Annotated in this window: 16 protein-coding genes; 12 read left to right on the top strand and 4 right to left on the bottom strand. The window is 69.5% G+C overall.

Features of this window, described 5'->3' with window-relative positions:
- Positions 1-13 precede the first annotated feature (13 nt).
- The 9 genes from narH to BA022_RS13055 all read left to right on the top strand — a co-directional run bounded on the left by narH (position 14) and on the right by BA022_RS13055 (position 7,628).
- Positions 14-1,537 (top strand): nitrate reductase subunit beta, encoded by a 1,524-nt coding sequence (narH, locus tag BA022_RS13095; protein WP_012655471.1) that lies wholly within the window; start codon positions 14-16, stop codon positions 1,535-1,537.
- 19 nt (positions 1,538-1,556) lie between these two features.
- Complete coding sequence (gene narJ, locus BA022_RS13090) at positions 1,557-2,255, top strand: nitrate reductase molybdenum cofactor assembly chaperone (protein WP_088887765.1); 699 nt, start codon at positions 1,557-1,559, stop codon at positions 2,253-2,255.
- Complete coding sequence (gene narI, locus BA022_RS13085; protein WP_012655473.1) at positions 2,252-2,986, top strand: respiratory nitrate reductase subunit gamma; 735 nt, start codon at positions 2,252-2,254, stop codon at positions 2,984-2,986. Before narJ ends, narI begins: the two co-directional genes overlap by 4 nt.
- 91 nt (positions 2,987-3,077) lie before the next feature.
- Entirely contained in the window at positions 3,078-3,914 is an 837-nt protein-coding gene (locus BA022_RS13080) for a peptidylprolyl isomerase (RefSeq protein WP_088887764.1), read from the top strand.
- 21 nt (positions 3,915-3,935) lie between these two features.
- Positions 3,936-4,613, top strand: coding sequence for a carbonic anhydrase (locus tag BA022_RS13075; protein WP_011803901.1), 678 nt, complete (start codon positions 3,936-3,938; stop codon positions 4,611-4,613).
- A gap of 36 nt (positions 4,614-4,649) precedes the next feature.
- Complete coding sequence (locus BA022_RS13070) at positions 4,650-5,984, top strand: NnrS family protein (protein ID WP_088887763.1); 1,335 nt, start codon at positions 4,650-4,652, stop codon at positions 5,982-5,984.
- Positions 5,985-5,989: 5 nt separating this feature from the next.
- Positions 5,990-6,652 carry a nitroreductase family protein gene (locus BA022_RS13065; RefSeq protein WP_088887762.1) on the top strand — a complete coding sequence of 221 codons (663 nt, stop codon included), beginning with the start codon at positions 5,990-5,992 and terminating at the stop codon, positions 6,650-6,652.
- On the top strand, positions 6,653-7,078 hold the full coding sequence (locus tag BA022_RS13060) for a hypothetical protein (protein ID WP_011803904.1): 426 nt from the start codon (positions 6,653-6,655) through the stop codon (positions 7,076-7,078).
- 4 nt (positions 7,079-7,082) lie between these two features.
- Positions 7,083-7,628 carry a hemerythrin domain-containing protein gene (locus BA022_RS13055; protein WP_088887761.1) on the top strand — a complete coding sequence of 182 codons (546 nt, stop codon included), beginning with the start codon at positions 7,083-7,085 and terminating at the stop codon, positions 7,626-7,628.
- A 220-nt stretch (positions 7,629-7,848) separates the two neighbouring features.
- On the opposite strand, the gene BA022_RS13050 is transcribed toward BA022_RS13055, so the two are convergent.
- The 3 genes from BA022_RS13050 to BA022_RS13040 all read right to left on the bottom strand — a co-directional run bounded on the left by BA022_RS13050 (position 7,849) and on the right by BA022_RS13040 (position 10,332).
- Entirely contained in the window at positions 7,849-8,139 is a 291-nt protein-coding gene (locus tag BA022_RS13050) for a BTH_I0359 family protein (protein WP_011803906.1), read from the bottom strand.
- A 176-nt stretch (positions 8,140-8,315) separates the two neighbouring features.
- Positions 8,316-9,539, bottom strand: a complete 1,224-nt coding sequence (locus BA022_RS13045; RefSeq protein ID WP_088887760.1) for a DUF3108 domain-containing protein — start codon at positions 9,537-9,539, stop codon at positions 8,316-8,318.
- A 4-nt stretch (positions 9,540-9,543) separates the two neighbouring features.
- The gene (locus BA022_RS13040; RefSeq protein ID WP_088887759.1) at positions 9,544-10,332 is read right to left on the bottom strand and encodes an IclR family transcriptional regulator; all 789 of its coding nucleotides are present in this window, start codon (positions 10,330-10,332) and stop codon (positions 9,544-9,546) included.
- 115 nt (positions 10,333-10,447) lie between these two features.
- Here BA022_RS13040 and BA022_RS13035 point away from each other — a divergent pair, with 115 nt between their 5' ends.
- Together BA022_RS13035 and BA022_RS13030 are read left to right on the top strand one after the other, a co-directional pair.
- The gene (locus BA022_RS13035; RefSeq protein ID WP_011803909.1) at positions 10,448-11,431 is read left to right on the top strand and encodes a fumarylacetoacetate hydrolase family protein; all 984 of its coding nucleotides are present in this window, start codon (positions 10,448-10,450) and stop codon (positions 11,429-11,431) included.
- A gap of 76 nt (positions 11,432-11,507) precedes the next feature.
- On the top strand, positions 11,508-12,476 hold the full coding sequence (locus tag BA022_RS13030) for a Bug family tripartite tricarboxylate transporter substrate binding protein (RefSeq protein ID WP_088887758.1): 969 nt from the start codon (positions 11,508-11,510) through the stop codon (positions 12,474-12,476).
- A gap of 64 nt (positions 12,477-12,540) precedes the next feature.
- Here the strand turns inward: BA022_RS13030 and BA022_RS13025 are convergent, their stop codons facing one another.
- Positions 12,541-14,607, bottom strand: a complete 2,067-nt coding sequence (locus BA022_RS13025; RefSeq protein ID WP_088887757.1) for a molybdopterin-containing oxidoreductase family protein — start codon at positions 14,605-14,607, stop codon at positions 12,541-12,543.
- 121 nt (positions 14,608-14,728) lie between these two features.
- Between BA022_RS13025 and BA022_RS13020 the strand changes: the two genes are divergently transcribed.
- Complete coding sequence (locus BA022_RS13020; RefSeq protein WP_011803912.1) at positions 14,729-15,877, top strand: ABC transporter substrate-binding protein; 1,149 nt, start codon at positions 14,729-14,731, stop codon at positions 15,875-15,877.
- Positions 15,878-15,917 lie beyond the last annotated feature (40 nt).

Raw genomic sequence — 15,917 nt, 5'->3', positions numbered from 1 at the left:
AAGGAGAGACACGATGAAAATTCGCGCACAAATCGGCATGGTGCTGAACCTGGACAAGTGCATCGGTTGCCACACCTGTTCCGTCACCTGCAAGAACGTCTGGACCAGCCGTCCCGGCGTGGAATACGCCTGGTTCAACAACGTCGAGACCAAACCCGGCATCGGCTACCCCAAGGAATGGGAAAACCAGGACAAGTGGAACGGCGGCTGGGTGCGCAACCCGGACGGCTCCATCGCCCCCCGCCAGGGCGGCAAGTGGAAGCTGCTCATGCGCATCTTCGCCAACCCTAACCTGCCGCAGATCGACGACTACTACGAGCCCTTCACCTTCGACTACGACCACCTGCAGTCGGCGCCCGAGATGAAGGCCGCGCCCACGGCGCGCCCGCGCAGCCTGATCACGGGCCAGCGCATGGAAAAGATCGAATGGGGCCCGAACTGGGAGGAAATCCTGGGCGGCGAGTTCTCCAAGCGCAGCGCCGACGTGAACTTCGAGCAGGTCCAGAAGGACATGTACGGCCAGTTCGAGAACACCTTCATGATGTACCTGCCGCGCCTGTGCGAGCACTGCCTGAACCCGGCGTGCGTGGCATCGTGCCCCTCGGGCTCGATCTACAAGCGCGAGGAAGACGGCATCGTGCTGATCGACCAGGACAAGTGCCGCGGCTGGCGCATGTGCGTCTCGGGCTGCCCCTACAAGAAGATCTACTACAACTGGCAGACCGGCAAGGCCGAGAAGTGCATCTTCTGCTACCCGCGCATCGAGGCGGGCCAGCCCACGGTGTGCTCCGAGACCTGCGTGGGCCGCATCCGCTACCTGGGCGTGCTGCTGTATGACGCCGACCGCATCCAGGAAGCCGCCAGCGTGGAGCGCGACCGCGACCTGTACGAGGCGCAGCTGGACATCTTCCTGGACCCCAACGACCCGGACGTGATCCGCCAGGCCAAAGCCGACGGCATCTCCGACGCCTGGCTGGAAGCCGCCAAGAACAGCCCCGTCTACAAGATGGCCGTGGACTGGAAGATCGCACTGCCGCTGCACCCCGAGTACCGCACGCTGCCCATGGTGTGGTACGTGCCGCCGCTGTCGCCCATCACCTCGGCGGCCAACGCCGGCCACCTGGGCGTGAACGGCGAGATTCCCGACGTGTCGCAGCTGCGCATCCCCGTGCAGTACCTGGCCAACCTGCTCACCGCCGGCGACACCGGCCCCGTGGTGCGGGCGCTGGAGCGCATGCTGGCCATGCGCGCCTACCAGCGCGGCATGCATGTGGACCGCCAGCAGAACCTGGCCGTGCTGCAGCAGGTGGGGCTCACGGTGCATGAAGTGGAAGACATGTACCAGGTCATGGCGATCGCCAACTACGAAGACCGCTTCGTCATCCCCTCGGCGCACCGCGAGTACGCCGAGAACGCATTCGACCTGCGCGGCGGCTGCGGCTTCTCGTTCGGCAACGGCTGCTCCGACGGCTCCACGGACGTGAGCATGTTCGGTGGCAAGAAGCGACGCACCATCCCCATCAAGGCCACGGTCTGAGGCGAAAGGAAGAATTGCCATGTTCCAGAAAACGCCTGAATCCCTGCGCCTGACGCTGCGTGCGCTGGCGCACCTGCTGGGCTATCCCGATGCCGCGCTGCGTGCGAACGCGCCGGCACTGCTGGACGCGTTGCGGCTGGAGCGCGCCCTGCCCGAGGCGCGCATGCAGGAGATCGAAGCCCTGTGCCGCCAGCTGTGTGCCATGGAGCCCTACGATGCCGAGGCGCGCTACGTCGACACCTTCGACCGCGGCCGGCAGACTTCGCTGCACCTGTTCGAGCACGTGCACGGCGACTCGCGCGAGCGCGGCCCCGCGCTCATCGACCTGATGCAGACCTACGAGAAGGCCGGCCTGCAGTTCGACGCGCAGGAACTGCCCGACCATCTGGCGGTGGTGCTGGAGTTCGCCTCCACCCAGCCGCCGGCCGTGGCGCGCGAATTCCTCGGCGAGATGGCGCACATCCTCAATGCGCTGTTCACCGCGCTGACCAGCAAGGGCAACCCCTACGCCTGCGTGATCGCGGCGGTGCTCGAAGTCGCCGGCCAGCGCGTGCAGGCCGTCGCCATCGTGCCCGAGCCGGGCCTGGACGACGCCTGGGCCGAGCCCGAGGCATTCGACGGCTGCGCCACCCGCGGCCAGAACCGCCCGGACCAGCCCCAACCCCTGCATTTCGTGCGCAACGCACGCGCCAACTCGTCCCAAGGAGCCTCGGTATGACCGCCTGGATCGACAACCTCTTGTTCGGCCTGTACCCCTACATCTGTCTGGCCGTTTTCTTCATCGGCAGCTGGGCGCGCTTCGACCGCGACCAGTACACATGGAAGAGCGACTCCTCGCAGCTGCTGCGCCGCGGCAGCCTGCGCTGGGGCAGCAACCTGTTCCACGTGGGCGTGCTGGTCCTGTTCTTCGGCCACTTCGTGGGCATGCTCACGCCGCACGCGCTGTACGAGCCCTTCATGAGCGCAGGCGCCAAGCAGATCATGGCCATGGTTGTGGGCGGCGTCGCCGGCACCCTGGGCTTCATCGGCGTGACGCTGCTGCTGCACCGCCGCCTGACGGATGCGCGTATCCGCGCCACCTCCAAGACCAGCGATATCCTGCTGCTGTGGGTGCTGTGGGTGCAGTTGGCCCTGGGCCTGGCGACCATTCCGCTGTCGGCGCAGCACCTGGACGGCTCCATGATGATGCTGCTGGCCGAATGGGCGCAACGCATCGTCACCTTCCGCGGCGGCGCCGTGGAACTGTTGGCCAATGCCGGTTGGGTGTTCAAGGCGCACATGTTCCTGGGCATGACCGTGTTCCTGATCTTCCCGTTCACCCGCTTGGTGCACGTGTGGAGCGGGTTTGGCACACTGGCCTACATCACGCGCCCGTACCAATTGGTGCGCGCCCGCCGCATGAACCTGCCCGCAGGCCACAACCAGCCGGGCAATCGCAACGCGCTATGAAGTAAATAGCTACCAGCGCTTGCTGGTAGCGGGCTGGAGGCTAATTTCGTTTGAAATCGGCTTTCGGCCTCTCAGCCTCCAGGAGAACCCCATGAGCAACACCACCTGCGGATCGGGCGGCTGCGGCTGCGCCGGCAGCACCGACAACCTCCCACAGGAAGACGCCGCCCCGGTGGCCCGCATCAATGGCGTGCCTCTGCACGCCGACGGCGAGATCCTGCCGTCCGATGCACTGCGCCAGCGCGCCTGCACCGAGCTGCTGCGCCAGCAGGCGCAGCGCGAGGGGCTGTTGTCGCAAGACGACGCGCCGGGCCTGGACGGCGCCACCAGCGCCGAGGCATCGCAGGCCATCGAGCGCCTGCTCGACCAGGCCCTGCAAGTGCCCGAGCCCTCCGAGGAGGCCTGCCGCCGCTACCACGCCGCCCACCCGACGCTGGGCGGGCAGGGCGAGCGCGTGCGGATGCGCCACGTGCTGTTCGCGGTCACCCCGGGGGTGGATGTGAAGCTGCTGCGCCAGCGCGCCGAAGGCGTGTTGTTGGACCTGCGTTGCGCTGACGATGACGGCGCGCGCTTTGCCGCCGCGGCGGGCCAGTGGTCCAACTGCCCCAGCGGGCAGGAGGGCGGCGATCTGGGCTGGCTGTCGGCCGAGGACTGCGCGCCCGAGTTCGCGCGCGAGGTGTTCGGCACGCAGGAAGTGGGCGTGCTCTCGCGCCTGGTGCACAGCCGCTTCGGCCTGCACGTGGTCGAGGTGTGCGAGCGCCAGCCGGGCCAAGAGCTGCCCTTCGAGCAGGTGCGCGCCAGCGTGGCGCTCATGCTGCGCCAGCAGGCCTGGGTCAACGCATTGCGCCAGTACCTGCAGCTGCTGGCGGGCGAGGCCGAGGTCGAGGGCGTGCACCTCGATGCGGCCGATACGCCGCTGGTGCAGTAGCGCCAGGCAGGGGAGACACCCATGCCTGACGACGAGCTGCTGCAACGGCTGCGCCGCTTCCATCTGGATGCCTTCCCCCAATACCGCGAGCAATTCCAGACGCTCGTGGACGAGGGGCAACACCCGACGACCCTGTTCATCGGGTGCTCGGATTCCCGTCTGCTGCCCTACCTGCTGACGGGGGCAGGACCGGGCGAGCTGTTCCTGGTGCGCAACGTGGGGGCCTTCGTGCCGCCCTACGACGGCTCCTACGGCCACCATGGCACGGCCGCCGCCATCGAGTTCGCGGTGCTCGAACTGCATGTGAGCCGTATCGTCGTGTGCGGCCACAGCCACTGCGGCGCCATCAAGGCGCTGTATGGCGAGGTCTCGCCCGAGGCGCGCAACCTGCAGCGCTGGCTGGACCTGGGCCGTGAGGCCGCGCTGCCCGTGCAGCCCGGCCCCGAAGCCCTGCGCCGCACCGAGCAGCGCGCCGTGGTGCTGCAACTGGAACGCCTCATGGAGTACCCCATGGTGCGCCGCCGCGTCGAGGACGGCAGCATTGCGCTGCATGGCTGGCACTACGTGATCGAGGAGGGCGAGGTCCACGTGTTTGACGTGGCCACCGGCGGCTTCGTGGCGGCGTCCAAGGCCAAGAGCAGCGGCACGGGCCCGTATGCGCCGTATGTGGAACATGATGGGCAAGTGCTGGTGGACTGAGGTGCACGCTGGCCACACTGGGCGAGGCCCACGCCCATGACTGAAGTGCGGCGCCGCACCGTGCCCCTGCGCAGCGAGCCCGCCGCGCCGGGCCGGCCCTCGGCCGAGGCGCTGGCGCGGCTGGACCGGCGCTGGCGGCCGCGCTACCTCATGCTGGCGCCGCACCGGCTGGGGTTCTTCCTGGCGATGCTGCTGCTCATGGCCTCGGGCCTGTGGTGGGCTCTGGTGCAGATCGACCGCGTGAGCGGGGCGCTGGCATTGCCATACGGTGTGGCGCCGTCGCTGGTGCACGCGGCGGTGATGACGTTTGGCTTCATGCCGCTGTTTTTCGCCGGCTTTCTTTTCACCGCGGGACCCAAGTGGCTGCATGTCGAGCCCTGGCCGGTCTCCCGCGTCATGCCGCCCCTGCTGCTGCAGGCCGGCGGCTGGCTGGTGTGGCTCGCCGGCGGTTCCTGGGGGCTGTTGGCGGCGCTCGCCGGCTGCGCTGCCGCGTTCCTCGGGTTGGCGTGGATGACGGTGCTTTTCATCCGCCTGGTCCAGCGCAGCACGCTGCAGGACCGTTTGCATGCGCGCGCCATTGCCGCGGCCTGCCTGGTGGGCTGCGTGTGCATCGCGGCGCTGGGGCTGAGCCTGGCCGCCGGCCGTGGCGACCTGGCGCGTGCCTGGGTGCTGACCGGGCTGTGGGGGTTCGTGGCCGCGGTCTTCGCGGTGGTGGCCCACCGCATGATTCCTTTCTTCACCTCGGCCGTGCTGCCCATGGTGCAGGCATGGCGCCCTTTCTGGGTCCTGTGGCTGATGCTTGCCGCGGTGGTGGCCGAGGCGCTCGCCATCTGGCTGCCGTGGCTTGGCTGGGCGCCAGCGCTCGACACGGGCGGGCTGCTGGTGCGTGGCGCGCTGGAGTTGTCGGTGGGGGCCGTGCTGCTGTGGCTGGCCTACCGCTGGGGCCTGCTGCAGAGCTTGGCGCAGCGCCTGCTGGCCATGCTGCACATCGGCTTCATCTGGCTGGGGTTGGCCTTCGTGGGCCATGGCCTGGCGCACGGGGTGCAGGGTCTCTACGGCAGCGCTGCCGGGGAACTGGGCGCGCTGCATGCGCTCACCATGGGGTGCCTGGGCTCGCTCATGCTCGCCATGGTCACGCGCGTGTCCTGCGGCCATGGCGGCCGCGCGCTGGTGGCGGATCGCCTGGTCTGGACGCTGTTCTGGGTGCTGCAACTGGCGACCGTGGTGCGGCTGGCGGCGAGCGCGCCATTGCCCTGGTCGCCCGTGCTGTTGGCCGTCGCGGCCCTGCTGTGGGCTGGCATCATGGCGGTGTGGGGCCTGCGCCTCATCGGCTGGTATGGCCGGCTGCGCGCCGATGGCCGGCCGGGGTGAATGCCATGGAACAGGAGAGACCGGTGCCTCCACAGGCCTTGAACAATGCCGCCGCCACGGCGGAACTGGCCGCCGCGCTGCTGCAGGCGCGCCAGACCATCCTGCCCAAGCGGCTGGGCGCGCCGGGGCCGGACGCCGCGCAGCTGCAGGCCATATTGGCCGCGGCCGCGCATGCGCCGGACCATGGCTGTCTGCTGCCCTGGCGTTTTGTCTTGGTGCCCGACGCGGCCCGCGCGGCGCTGGGCCAGGCGTTTGCCGATGCGCTGCGCGAGCGCGACGCGCAGGCCACGCCCGAGCAGCAGGAGCAGGCGCGCGAGAAGGCCCTGCGCGCGCCCGTGCTGCTGCTGGTGGTGGTGGACGAATGCGGGGGCGATCCCGAGATCGCACCCAGTGAGCGGCTGGTGTCCGCGGGTTGCGCGGTGCAGAACCTGCTGCTCATGGCGACCGCGCTGGGTTTTGGCTCGGCGCTCACCAGCGGCAAGGCGCTGCAGTCGCAGGCGCTGCGCGGGCTGTTCGCGCTGAGCGAAGGCGAGCGCGCGCTGTGTTTCGTGAGCGTGGGAACGGTCGTGTCGCGCAAGCCCGTGCGCGCGCGGCCCGTGCCGGCGCAGTATGTGGGCACGCTGGTGCCCGGCCGGGGCGTGCAGCCTTGGCCGCAACAAGGGGAATGAATGCAAGTGAAAACCGAGATCAACAGTTTTGACGACCTGCTGCGCGCCGCGCGCAGCCACCGCGAGCGCCAGCGCCTGCTGTTCGTGTTTGCTGGCACAGAGCTGCCCGACGAGGCCACGCCGGAGCAGCGCGAGCGCTTCGCGCAGGGCGAGGGCGGGGTGCTGGTGCCGCTGATGTGCGTAGACAAGCTGCCCGAGGAGCTGGAGTCGTTCGACGCGCTGGTGCGCGAGTCGCAGCAGTTCGAGCAGCCGGGCCAGCCTTGGCGCCTGGTGTTCACCGCGGCGCTGTCGGGCACGGCGGCGCAGGCGCCGTCCGACGACGACGCCGACAAGGTGCTGCGCCGCATGGTGGAGGCCGTGAAAACGGGCGCTTTCAGCGCCTATCTGCCCTTCAACCGCGACGGCCAGCCCGTGCGGCTGGGCTGACGCCATGGCCAGCCGTGTGTCCCTGCCCGGTCTGCACACGCCAGGCGCGGGCTTTGACGAGCCGTTCGAGATGCTGGGCGCCTGCCATGACCGCGTACGCCGCTCGCTGGACCTGCTGCAGCGCCTGCGCGACTACCTCAAGACGCACGCCTGCGATGACTCCGCCCGCCAGGCGGCGCGCGACGTGCTGCGCTATTTCGACATCGCGGCCCCGCTGCACCACGAGGACGAGGAACTCCACGTCTTCCCGCCCCTGCTGGCCGGTGGCGACGCCGCGCTGACGGACCTGGTGCGCCAGCTGCAGCGGGACCATGTGCTGATGGCCGAACGCTGGGCTGCGGCGCGCGTGGGGTTGCAGGCGCTGGCCGACGGGGCCGTGCAGGCGTTCACGCCGCAGCACGAGACGGCCTTGGACCGGTTTGCGCAGTGCTACGACGATCACCTGCGCCATGAAGACGACCGCATCTATCCCGCCGCGCGCGCGCTGCTGGACGACCCCGCACAGCAGTCCATGGGGCAGGAGATGGCGCGTCGCCGCGGCGTGCGTTGATTACTATTGAAATATGAGCTGCTACCGCTTGATGGATAAGCGCTAGAGCCATTTTTCATCTGGATCGGACGGGCGGCTGCGCGCCGCTGTGCGTCAGCGGGAGGCCCCCAAAAAGAAGGCGCCGTGGCCTAGGCCACGGCGCGCTGTGCCCCTCACGGGGCGGCGACCCGCCGGGGGCGGACCGCAACGGGGGCCTGGCCCCCGAAACTCTCGTGCCGCGTCAGTGCACGATCACCGGGTTCTGCGCGAGCCCGACGTAGCCATCCAGCGTGTCCTCCACCTCTTCCTGGGTGGGCGTGTTGCGCTGCCAGGCCAGGATCTGCTGCTGGAACATTTCGGCCCAGGAGCCATCCAGGTACACCTCCTTGCCGGAGCGCTTGTCCACGATCTCGAAGCCATGGCGCACCAGTTGTGGAACGGCGGGCGTGGCGGCGTCGCTGGCGCTGTCGGGGGTTGCGTCTGCCAGCATGTGGACCACCACAAAGGAGTCGGAGTCGTAGAGCATATTCATGGCGTGTCCCCCTATCGGTATGCCTGTCAGATTGCAGCGGATCGGCAGAGTTCAAGCCCCCGCGCCCCGCCGCTGGGACCAGTATTCCACGGAAAAGGGGCCGTGACGGCCTTCGTGCGCGGTCGCGGCCTTGTCCCACGCCGGAACGCGCCCGACGCCCGCGGCAAATGCCGGCATCAGGGCGTGTCGTGATGGCTCAGGGACAGGTCGGCGAAGTCGCCGTTGGCCTGCGTGAGGCGGATGCGCACCGGCAGATAGCCCATGTCCGTGCCCAGCCAGAGTTCGGCCTTCTGGTCGTAGCGCTGGTCGGGGCGGGGCAGGCGCTGCAGCTTGAGCGCGGGCGTGCTGCCGGCGGGCAGCTCCAGCGTTTGCGGCCCTTCCACGGTGAAGGTCCAGCGCTCGGCGCTGCGCGCACCCACGGTGGTCAGCGTGATCCGGGTGCCGGGGGGATAGCGTTCGGGAGCGGCGGCCAGCAGGGCGCCCAGCTGGATGAACACGCTCAGCCGGTCCTGGGCGCCGCTGCCAATGGCCGCGCGCGGGGCGTTGGCGCTGAAGATCACCTCGCCGCGCTCGAAGTCGAAATGCGCTGCGCGCTCGCTGCGCGACTTGTCGCCGAAGCGCGTGGGGCGCAGTCCTTGCGGCGTGATTTGGCCCACGCTGCTTTGCGAGCGCGCTCCCAGCAGGAATGCCTTGATCTGCTGGCGCGCCTCGTACTGCGTACCGTCCTGGCGCCACAGCAGTTCGGCACTGGCGTTGTAGTGGAACTTCTTCACCTCGCCCGTCACGTCGAACGCTAGCCGCGCCGAGGGCGGCAGGCGTACCGGGGGCGGTTCGGTGCCGGCCACGGCACCCGCGGCGCCAGGGGGCAGGATTTCCACGCCCGCGGTCAACGCGGGCGCTTCCTGCGCCGGCTGCGATGCGGCGGCTGGCGCGGACGCGCTGGAGGCTTCGGCCATTGCGGGCATGGCCGGATCGCTGGCCGGGGAGAGGGGGGCGGAGGGTGCCTGGGGCGCCGCGGCGTCCGCCGACACTTCGGGGTTTGGGGTGGAGGAATCGGCCGGCACCTCGGCAGGGGGCTCCGCGGGCGAGGGTGCGGCTTGCGCAGGCGCTTCCATGACAGGTACAGGCTCGGCGTGCCGCGTGGGGGGCGGTGCCTCCACGGGCGGCGGCGGTGGCTTGCGCACGGGACGGGGGCGCGGCTTGGGGGCCGGCGGCGGCACTGGCGCGGCCTGGGGTTCCGGGGGAGGCGGCGGTGGAGGCGGGGGCTCCACCATCCGCGTATGGAAGGCCAGCCGCTGCGGCGCGCCCTGGTCCGTGCCGCCCAGCGGCAACCCGACCAGTACCAGCCAGTGCAGGGCCAGTACCACGGCGGTCAGCAGCAGCAGGGCGCGGCGCGGCATGCGTTCAGCCGGGTGTGGCGGCGTGACCCAGGTCGCGCGAGAGCTGCTCCGCCGCGGCGCGCAGCCGGGCCTCTATCGCGCCGCCCCAGGCGGCGTCGAATGTGGCGGCGGGGCCCAGGGTGGTGATGGCCAGGGCCAGGTGGCCGCCGGCGTCGAACACGGGTGCGCAGAAAGCGTGGATGCCCGGCAGCAGCGTGTCCAGCACCCGCGCGCAGCGGCGCTCGCGCACCTCGCGCAGCAGTGCCTGCACGCCGGCCTCGTCGTGCGGCAGGTCGGCGCGGCCCTGGCGGGTGGCGAGCGCGAGTTCCTCGGCCAGCAGCGCGGCGGTTTTCTCGCGTGGCAGGTAGGCCGCAAAGCAGCGGCCCGTGGCGGAGCTGAGCAGCGGCATCACGTCGCCCAGGCGCAGGTTGGCCGTGAGCGCGCGTGGTGCCTCCTCCCAGTGCACGATGGTCGGTCCATGGTTGCCCCAGACGGCCAGCGCCAGCGTGTGGCCCAGCGCATCCATGAGTGGCGCCATGCGCTCGCGCGCCAGCCGCATGGCATCCAGGCGTGCCAGCGAAGCAAGCCCTAACTTGAGTGCCGCAGGGCCCAGGTCGTAACGGGCGCTGCGGGCGTCCTGCACCACCAGGCCCAGGCGCTGAAAGCTCACCAGGTAGCGGTGGGCCTTGGCGGCGCTCATGCCGGCCTCCTGCGCCAAGTCCTTGAGCATCAGCGGCCCGCGGGCGCGCGACAGCGCGTCCAGCAGCGCGAACCCGACCTCCACCGACTGAATGCCGACGCGTTCCTTGTCCATCTGCACTAGAATTTTGGAGTTTTGTTTAGTTAAATCAATTTACTGGATCGTAATTTGTGCCAAGCGAGAGAGCTCGCGCGGCGCAGGCGATGCATTCACCCGGAGACCCAGGCCCATGAAACTTGCCACCTACAAAGACGGATCGCGCGACGGCCAGCTTGTCGTGGTGTCGCGCGATCTGGGCACGGCCCATTATGCGACCGGCATTGCCAGCCGCTTGCAGCAGGTGCTGGACGACTGGAACTTCATGGCGCCCCAGTTGCAGGACCTGTACGACCAGCTCAATGCCGGCCGCGCGCGCCATCCGTTCCCCTTCGATCCGCAGCAGTGCATGGCGCCGCTGCCGCGCGCCTACCAGTGGGCGGACGGCTCGGCCTACATCAACCACGTGGAGCTGGTGCGCAAGGCGCGCAATGCCGAGGTGCCCGCCAGCTTCTACACCGATCCGCTCATGTACCAGGGCGGCAGCGACGACTTCATCGGCCCCTGCGACGACGTGGTGGTGCCCAGCGAGGCCATGGGCATCGACTTCGAGGCGGAGATCGCCGTCGTCACCGGCGACGTGAAGATGGGCGCCAGCCCGGAGCAGGCCCTGGACGGCATCCGCCTGGTGATGCTGGCCAACGACGTCAGCCTGCGCAACCTGATCCCGGCGGAGCTGGCCAAGGGCTTCGGTTTCTTCCAGTCCAAGCCGGCGACGGCCTTCAGCCCCGTGGCGGTGACGCTGGACGAGCTGGGCGACGCCTGGCAGGGCGGGCGCGTGCACCTCACGCTGCAGTCCACCTGGAACGGCCGCAAGGTGGGCATGTGCGACGCGGGGCCGGAGATGACCTTCCATTTCGGCCAGCTCATCGCGCACATCGCCAAGACACGCAATGTGCGCGCCGGCTCCATCGTGGGCAGCGGCACGGTGAGCAACAAGGACTGGGCCAAGGGCTACAGCTGCATTGCCGAAAAGCGCTGCATCGAGACCATCCAGGACGGCCAGCCCAGCACGGAGTTCATGCGCTATGGCGACACCATCCGCATCGAGATGAAGAACAAGGCCGGCCAGAGCCTGTTCGGCGCCATTGACCAGACCATTGCCGCGCCGCAGTAGTTTGAGGTCATTTTGGGCCGTAGCGCTCGCCCACCAAGCGCAAGTAGCTATCAATAAAAGAGCAAGGAGACAACCGATGGAACGCAGAACCTTCCTGGCGGCCTGTGCCGCCACGGCGGCGGCGCCGTGGACACGCGCCGACACGGGCTATCCCAGCCAACCCATCCGCTGGGTGGTGCCCTACCCGGCGGGCGGCGGCACCGACGTGCTGGCGCGCACCGTGGCCGAGGCCATGCGCGGCGGGCTGGGCCAGCAGATCGTGGTGGACAACCGGCCTGGCGCGTCCACCAACATCGGCAGCCAGATCGTCGCCACCGCCAAGCCGGACGGCTACACCGTCATGTCGGCGGACAACGCGCTGCTGGCCTACAACGAGCACCTGTACCGCCGGCTGCCCTTCCACCCGGACAAGGACTTCACGTACATCGGCGGGCTGTCGCGCTTTCCTCTGGTGCTGGTAGTGAATCCGGCGTTCGCGGCGCAGACCTTCCAGGACTTCCTGGCCTATGTGAAGGCCCGCCCCGGCCAGGTGAACTACGCCTCGCCCGGCAACGGCTCGCCGCACCACCTGGCGATGGAGTTGTTCAAGCACCGCACACAGACGTTCCTTACGCACATTCCCTACCGCGGCGCGGCCCCGGCGGTGCAGGACGTGATGGGTGGCCAGGTGCCCTGCATGTTCCTGGACCTTGCGGCCGGCCTGCCGGTGATCCAGTCGGGCAAGGTGCGGGCGCTGGCCATCGGCGCCGCCCGGCGTGCGGCCGCGCTGCCGCACGTGCCCACGCTGGCAGAGGTGGGCGTGGCCGATGCCGAGGTCTATGCGTTTCAGGGCCTGCTGGGCCCGGCCGGGCTGCCGCCGGCCATCACCGCACGGCTGAATGCCGCGCTGAACCAGGCGTTGGCCGCGCCCGAGGTGGTGGAGCGCATGCGGGCCTTTGGCATGGAACCGCTGGCCGGCACGCCCGAGCAGTTCCACGCGCTGGCCCGCGCCGAGGCGCGGCGCTGGGGGCCGGTCATTGCCGCCACGGGCGTGAAGCTGGATTGAGGTTTGGTGTCAAAAGTGGCTGTAGCGCTTGACAGTTAAGCGCTAGCAGCTCACTTTTTGATAGTTAAGAGGCCAGCGGCTCCACCTGTACCCGGCAGTCGTAGAACGTGGGCCCTGCGCCCAGGTCGGTCAGGGCCTGGCTGGTCAGTTCGTTCACGTTGGTGCCGTTGTGGCCCAGCTTGCGCCACCACACGCCCAGGCCGTTCACCACACCGGGACGGGCGCGCCCGTTGAGCGCGGCGTGGCAGGCGTAGCTGCCGCGGTCGTTGAACACGCGCACCAGGGCGCCGTCGGCAATGCCGCGCGCCGCGGCATCTTCGGGGTGTATCTCCAGCAGCGGGCGGCCTTCGATGTCGCGCAGGCTCTGCAAGTTCACGAAGGTGGAGTTGAGGAAGTTGCGCGCCGGCGGCGAGATCATGGCCAGCGGGTAGTCGGCCGAGGTGCCCGCGCCCTCGTGGTTGGGCACGTAGCCCGGCAGCGGATCCAGCCCCTGGTCGGCCAGCCGCTGGCTGTAGAACTCGCATTGGCCCGAGGGCGTGGGAAAGCCGCCGTCGGCGAACGGCGCATCGGGCACGGACAGGGGCGCGAAGCCCTGTTCCAGCAGCAGATCGAAGTCCACCTTGTCGCCATAGGCCTGGCGGCACAGTGCCTCGTCGCTGTCGGCAAAGCAGGGTTCGGTGAAGCCCATGCGCGCGGCCAGGTCGCGGAAGATCTGCGCATTGCTGCGCGCCTGGCCCTGGGGCGCAATCGCGGGCCGGTTGAGCAGCACGTCGGTGTGGCCGTAGGCCAGGTGCACGTCCCAGTGCTCCAACTGCGTGGTCGCGGGCAGGATGTAGTCGGCGTAGTCGGCCGTGTCGGTCTGGAAGTGCTCCAGCACCACGGTGAACAGGTCCTCGCGCGCAAAGCCGCGCACCACTTGGCGGGAGTCGGGCGCCACGGCCACGGGGTTGCTGTTGTAGACCACCAGTGCCTCGATCTTCGGCCCGAAGCTGGGCGATGCGTCGCGCAGCAGGTCGTCGCCGATGGTCACCATGTTGATGGTGCGCGGGCTGCGGCCCGCCAGCAGGCCGGGGCGCTGCAGCGCGGCCCGGTCCACGGGGAAGCTGCCGGAGCTGGACAGCAGCACGCCGCCTGCGCGGTGGCGCCAGGCGCCCGTGAGTGCTGGCAGGCTGGCGATGGCGCGCACCGCGTTGGCGCCGCCGTGCGCGCGCTGCACGCCGTAGTTCAGGCGGATGGCGGCGGGCCGCGTGGTGCCGTAGTCGTGCGCCAGCCGGCGGATCTGCTCCACGGGCAGGCCGCAGACCTCGGCCGCGCGCTCGGGCGGCCACTGCAGGGCGCGCTCGCGCAGTTGCTCCCAGCCCAGCGTGTGCCGGGCGAGGTAGTCGTGGTCCAGCCAGTCGTGCACGATCAGTTCGTGCATCAGCGCCAGGGCCAACGCGGCGTCGGTCCCCGGGCGCAGCTGCAGGTGCTCATGGCATTTCTCGGCCGTCTCGCTCTTGCGCGGGTCGATGCAGACCAGGCGCGCGCCGTCGCGTTTGGCCTGCTGCGCGATGCGCCAGAAATGCAGGTTGCTGCCGATGGAGTTGCTGCCCCAGATCAGGATGAGCTGGGCCTCGGCGAAGAACTCCACCTTCATTCCCACCTTGGCACCCAGCGTGTGCACCAGGCCTTCGCCGCCGGCCGTGGCGCAGATGGTGCGCGCCAGCAGCGAGGCGCCCAGGCGGTGGAAGAAGCGCCGGTCCATGCTCTCGCCCTGCACCAGCCCCATGGTGCCCGCGTAGCTGTAAGGCTGGATGGCCTGCGGGTCGCGCGCGGCGATGTGCGCCAGGCGCGCCGCGATGTCCCCCAGCGCTTCGTCCCAGCTCACCGGGGTGAACTGCCCGCTGCCCTTGGGGCCCGTGCGTTTGAGTGGCGTGAGGATGCGCTCGGCATGGTGGGTGCGCTCGGCGTACTTCGACACCTTGGCGCACAGCACGCCGCCGGTCTGCGCATGCGCCGGGTTGCCCTGTACGCGCACGGCGCGGCCGTTCTCCACGGTGGTGATCAGGGCGCAGGTATCGGGGCAGTCGTGGGGGCAGGCGCCGCGCACCTGGTGGGTGGCCGAAGCGTCGGGGACGGGAGTCGGGAGCATGTGTGGGGACTTTGGTGAGGGATGAACCGGGGGAAACGGGCTTCGGTAAACTTCGCGCCGGGCACTCCGTTTAACGCAGTGCCTTATTTATTTCAATAATGGTTTACTCTGAGGGTTTTCTATGCATTCAACGCGGTTGAGCCGCCGGCAATTCTCGGCAGGGATGGGCGCGGCCCTGCTGACCGGCGCATCCCTGACGCGCGCGCAGAGCGACACGCGCATTGTGCTGGGCCAATCCGCAGCCCTGACCGGGCCTGCCAGCCAATTGGGCCTGCAGTTCCAGGCGGGTGCCAAGCTGGCGTTCGACCAGGTCAATGCCCAGGGCGGCATCGGGCGGCGCACCATCGAGCTGCGCTCGCTGGACGACGGCTACGAGCCCGACCGCTGCGCCGAGAACACGCGCCGCCTGATCAATGAGGACGTGCTGGCCCTCTTTGGCTACGTGGGCACGCCCACCAGCCTGGCCGCGCAACCACTGTTCACGCAGGCCAAGGTGCCATTCTTCGCGCCCGTCACGGGCGCGGAATCCCTGCGCCAGCCGTTCAACCGCCTGGCCTTCCACGTGCGCGCCTCCTACGCAGACGAGGCCGAGCTCATCGTGCGCCAGCTCACCAACCTGGGGCTGGACCGTATCGGCGTCTTCTACCAGGACGACGCCTACGGCAAGGCTGGCCTGGACGCCGTGACCCGCGCACTGGCCACGCGCAAGCTGGCGCCCGTGGCGACCGGCACGGTGGCGCGCAACTCCGCCAACGTGACGGCTGCCGTGGCGCCGCTGGTGGCGGCGCAGCCCGTGGCCATCGTGCAGATCGGTGCCTATGCCGCCAGTGCGGCGTTCGTGCTGGCCGCGCGCAAGGCGGGGTACGGCGGCAAGTTCTACAACGTGTCCTTCGTGGGCACGCAGGCCCTGGCGGATGCGCTGGGCGCCAACGGCGCGGGCGTGGTGGTGTCGCAGGTGGTGCCTTCGCCCTACCAACAGTCGCGCCAGATCACGCGTGAATTCCAAGAGGCCATCAAGAAGGGCGGCAACGTGCAGGCCAACTACTCCAGCATGGAGGGCTACCTGGCCGCGCGCGTCTTCATCGAGGGGCTGCGCAACGCGCAGGCGCACGCCAGCGGCAAGCTCACGCGCGAGAGCCTGGTGGCGGGGCTGGAATCCCTGCGCGGTTCGGTGGGCGGTTTTACGGTCAACTTCAGCCCGTCCGACCATGAGGGCTCGCGCTTCGTGGAGATGTCCATGCTCACCGGCGACGGCCGCGTGCGCACCTGAGCGCCCCGCGCCCGCCGGCGCCATCGGCGGGTCGCAGGGG

Source organism: Diaphorobacter nitroreducens (assembly GCF_002214645.1).
Lineage (GTDB): Bacteria > Pseudomonadota > Gammaproteobacteria > Burkholderiales > Burkholderiaceae_C > Diaphorobacter > Diaphorobacter nitroreducens.
Note: the sequence above shows the minus strand (reverse complement) of the source record. Positions and strands in the feature narration are given on the sequence as shown.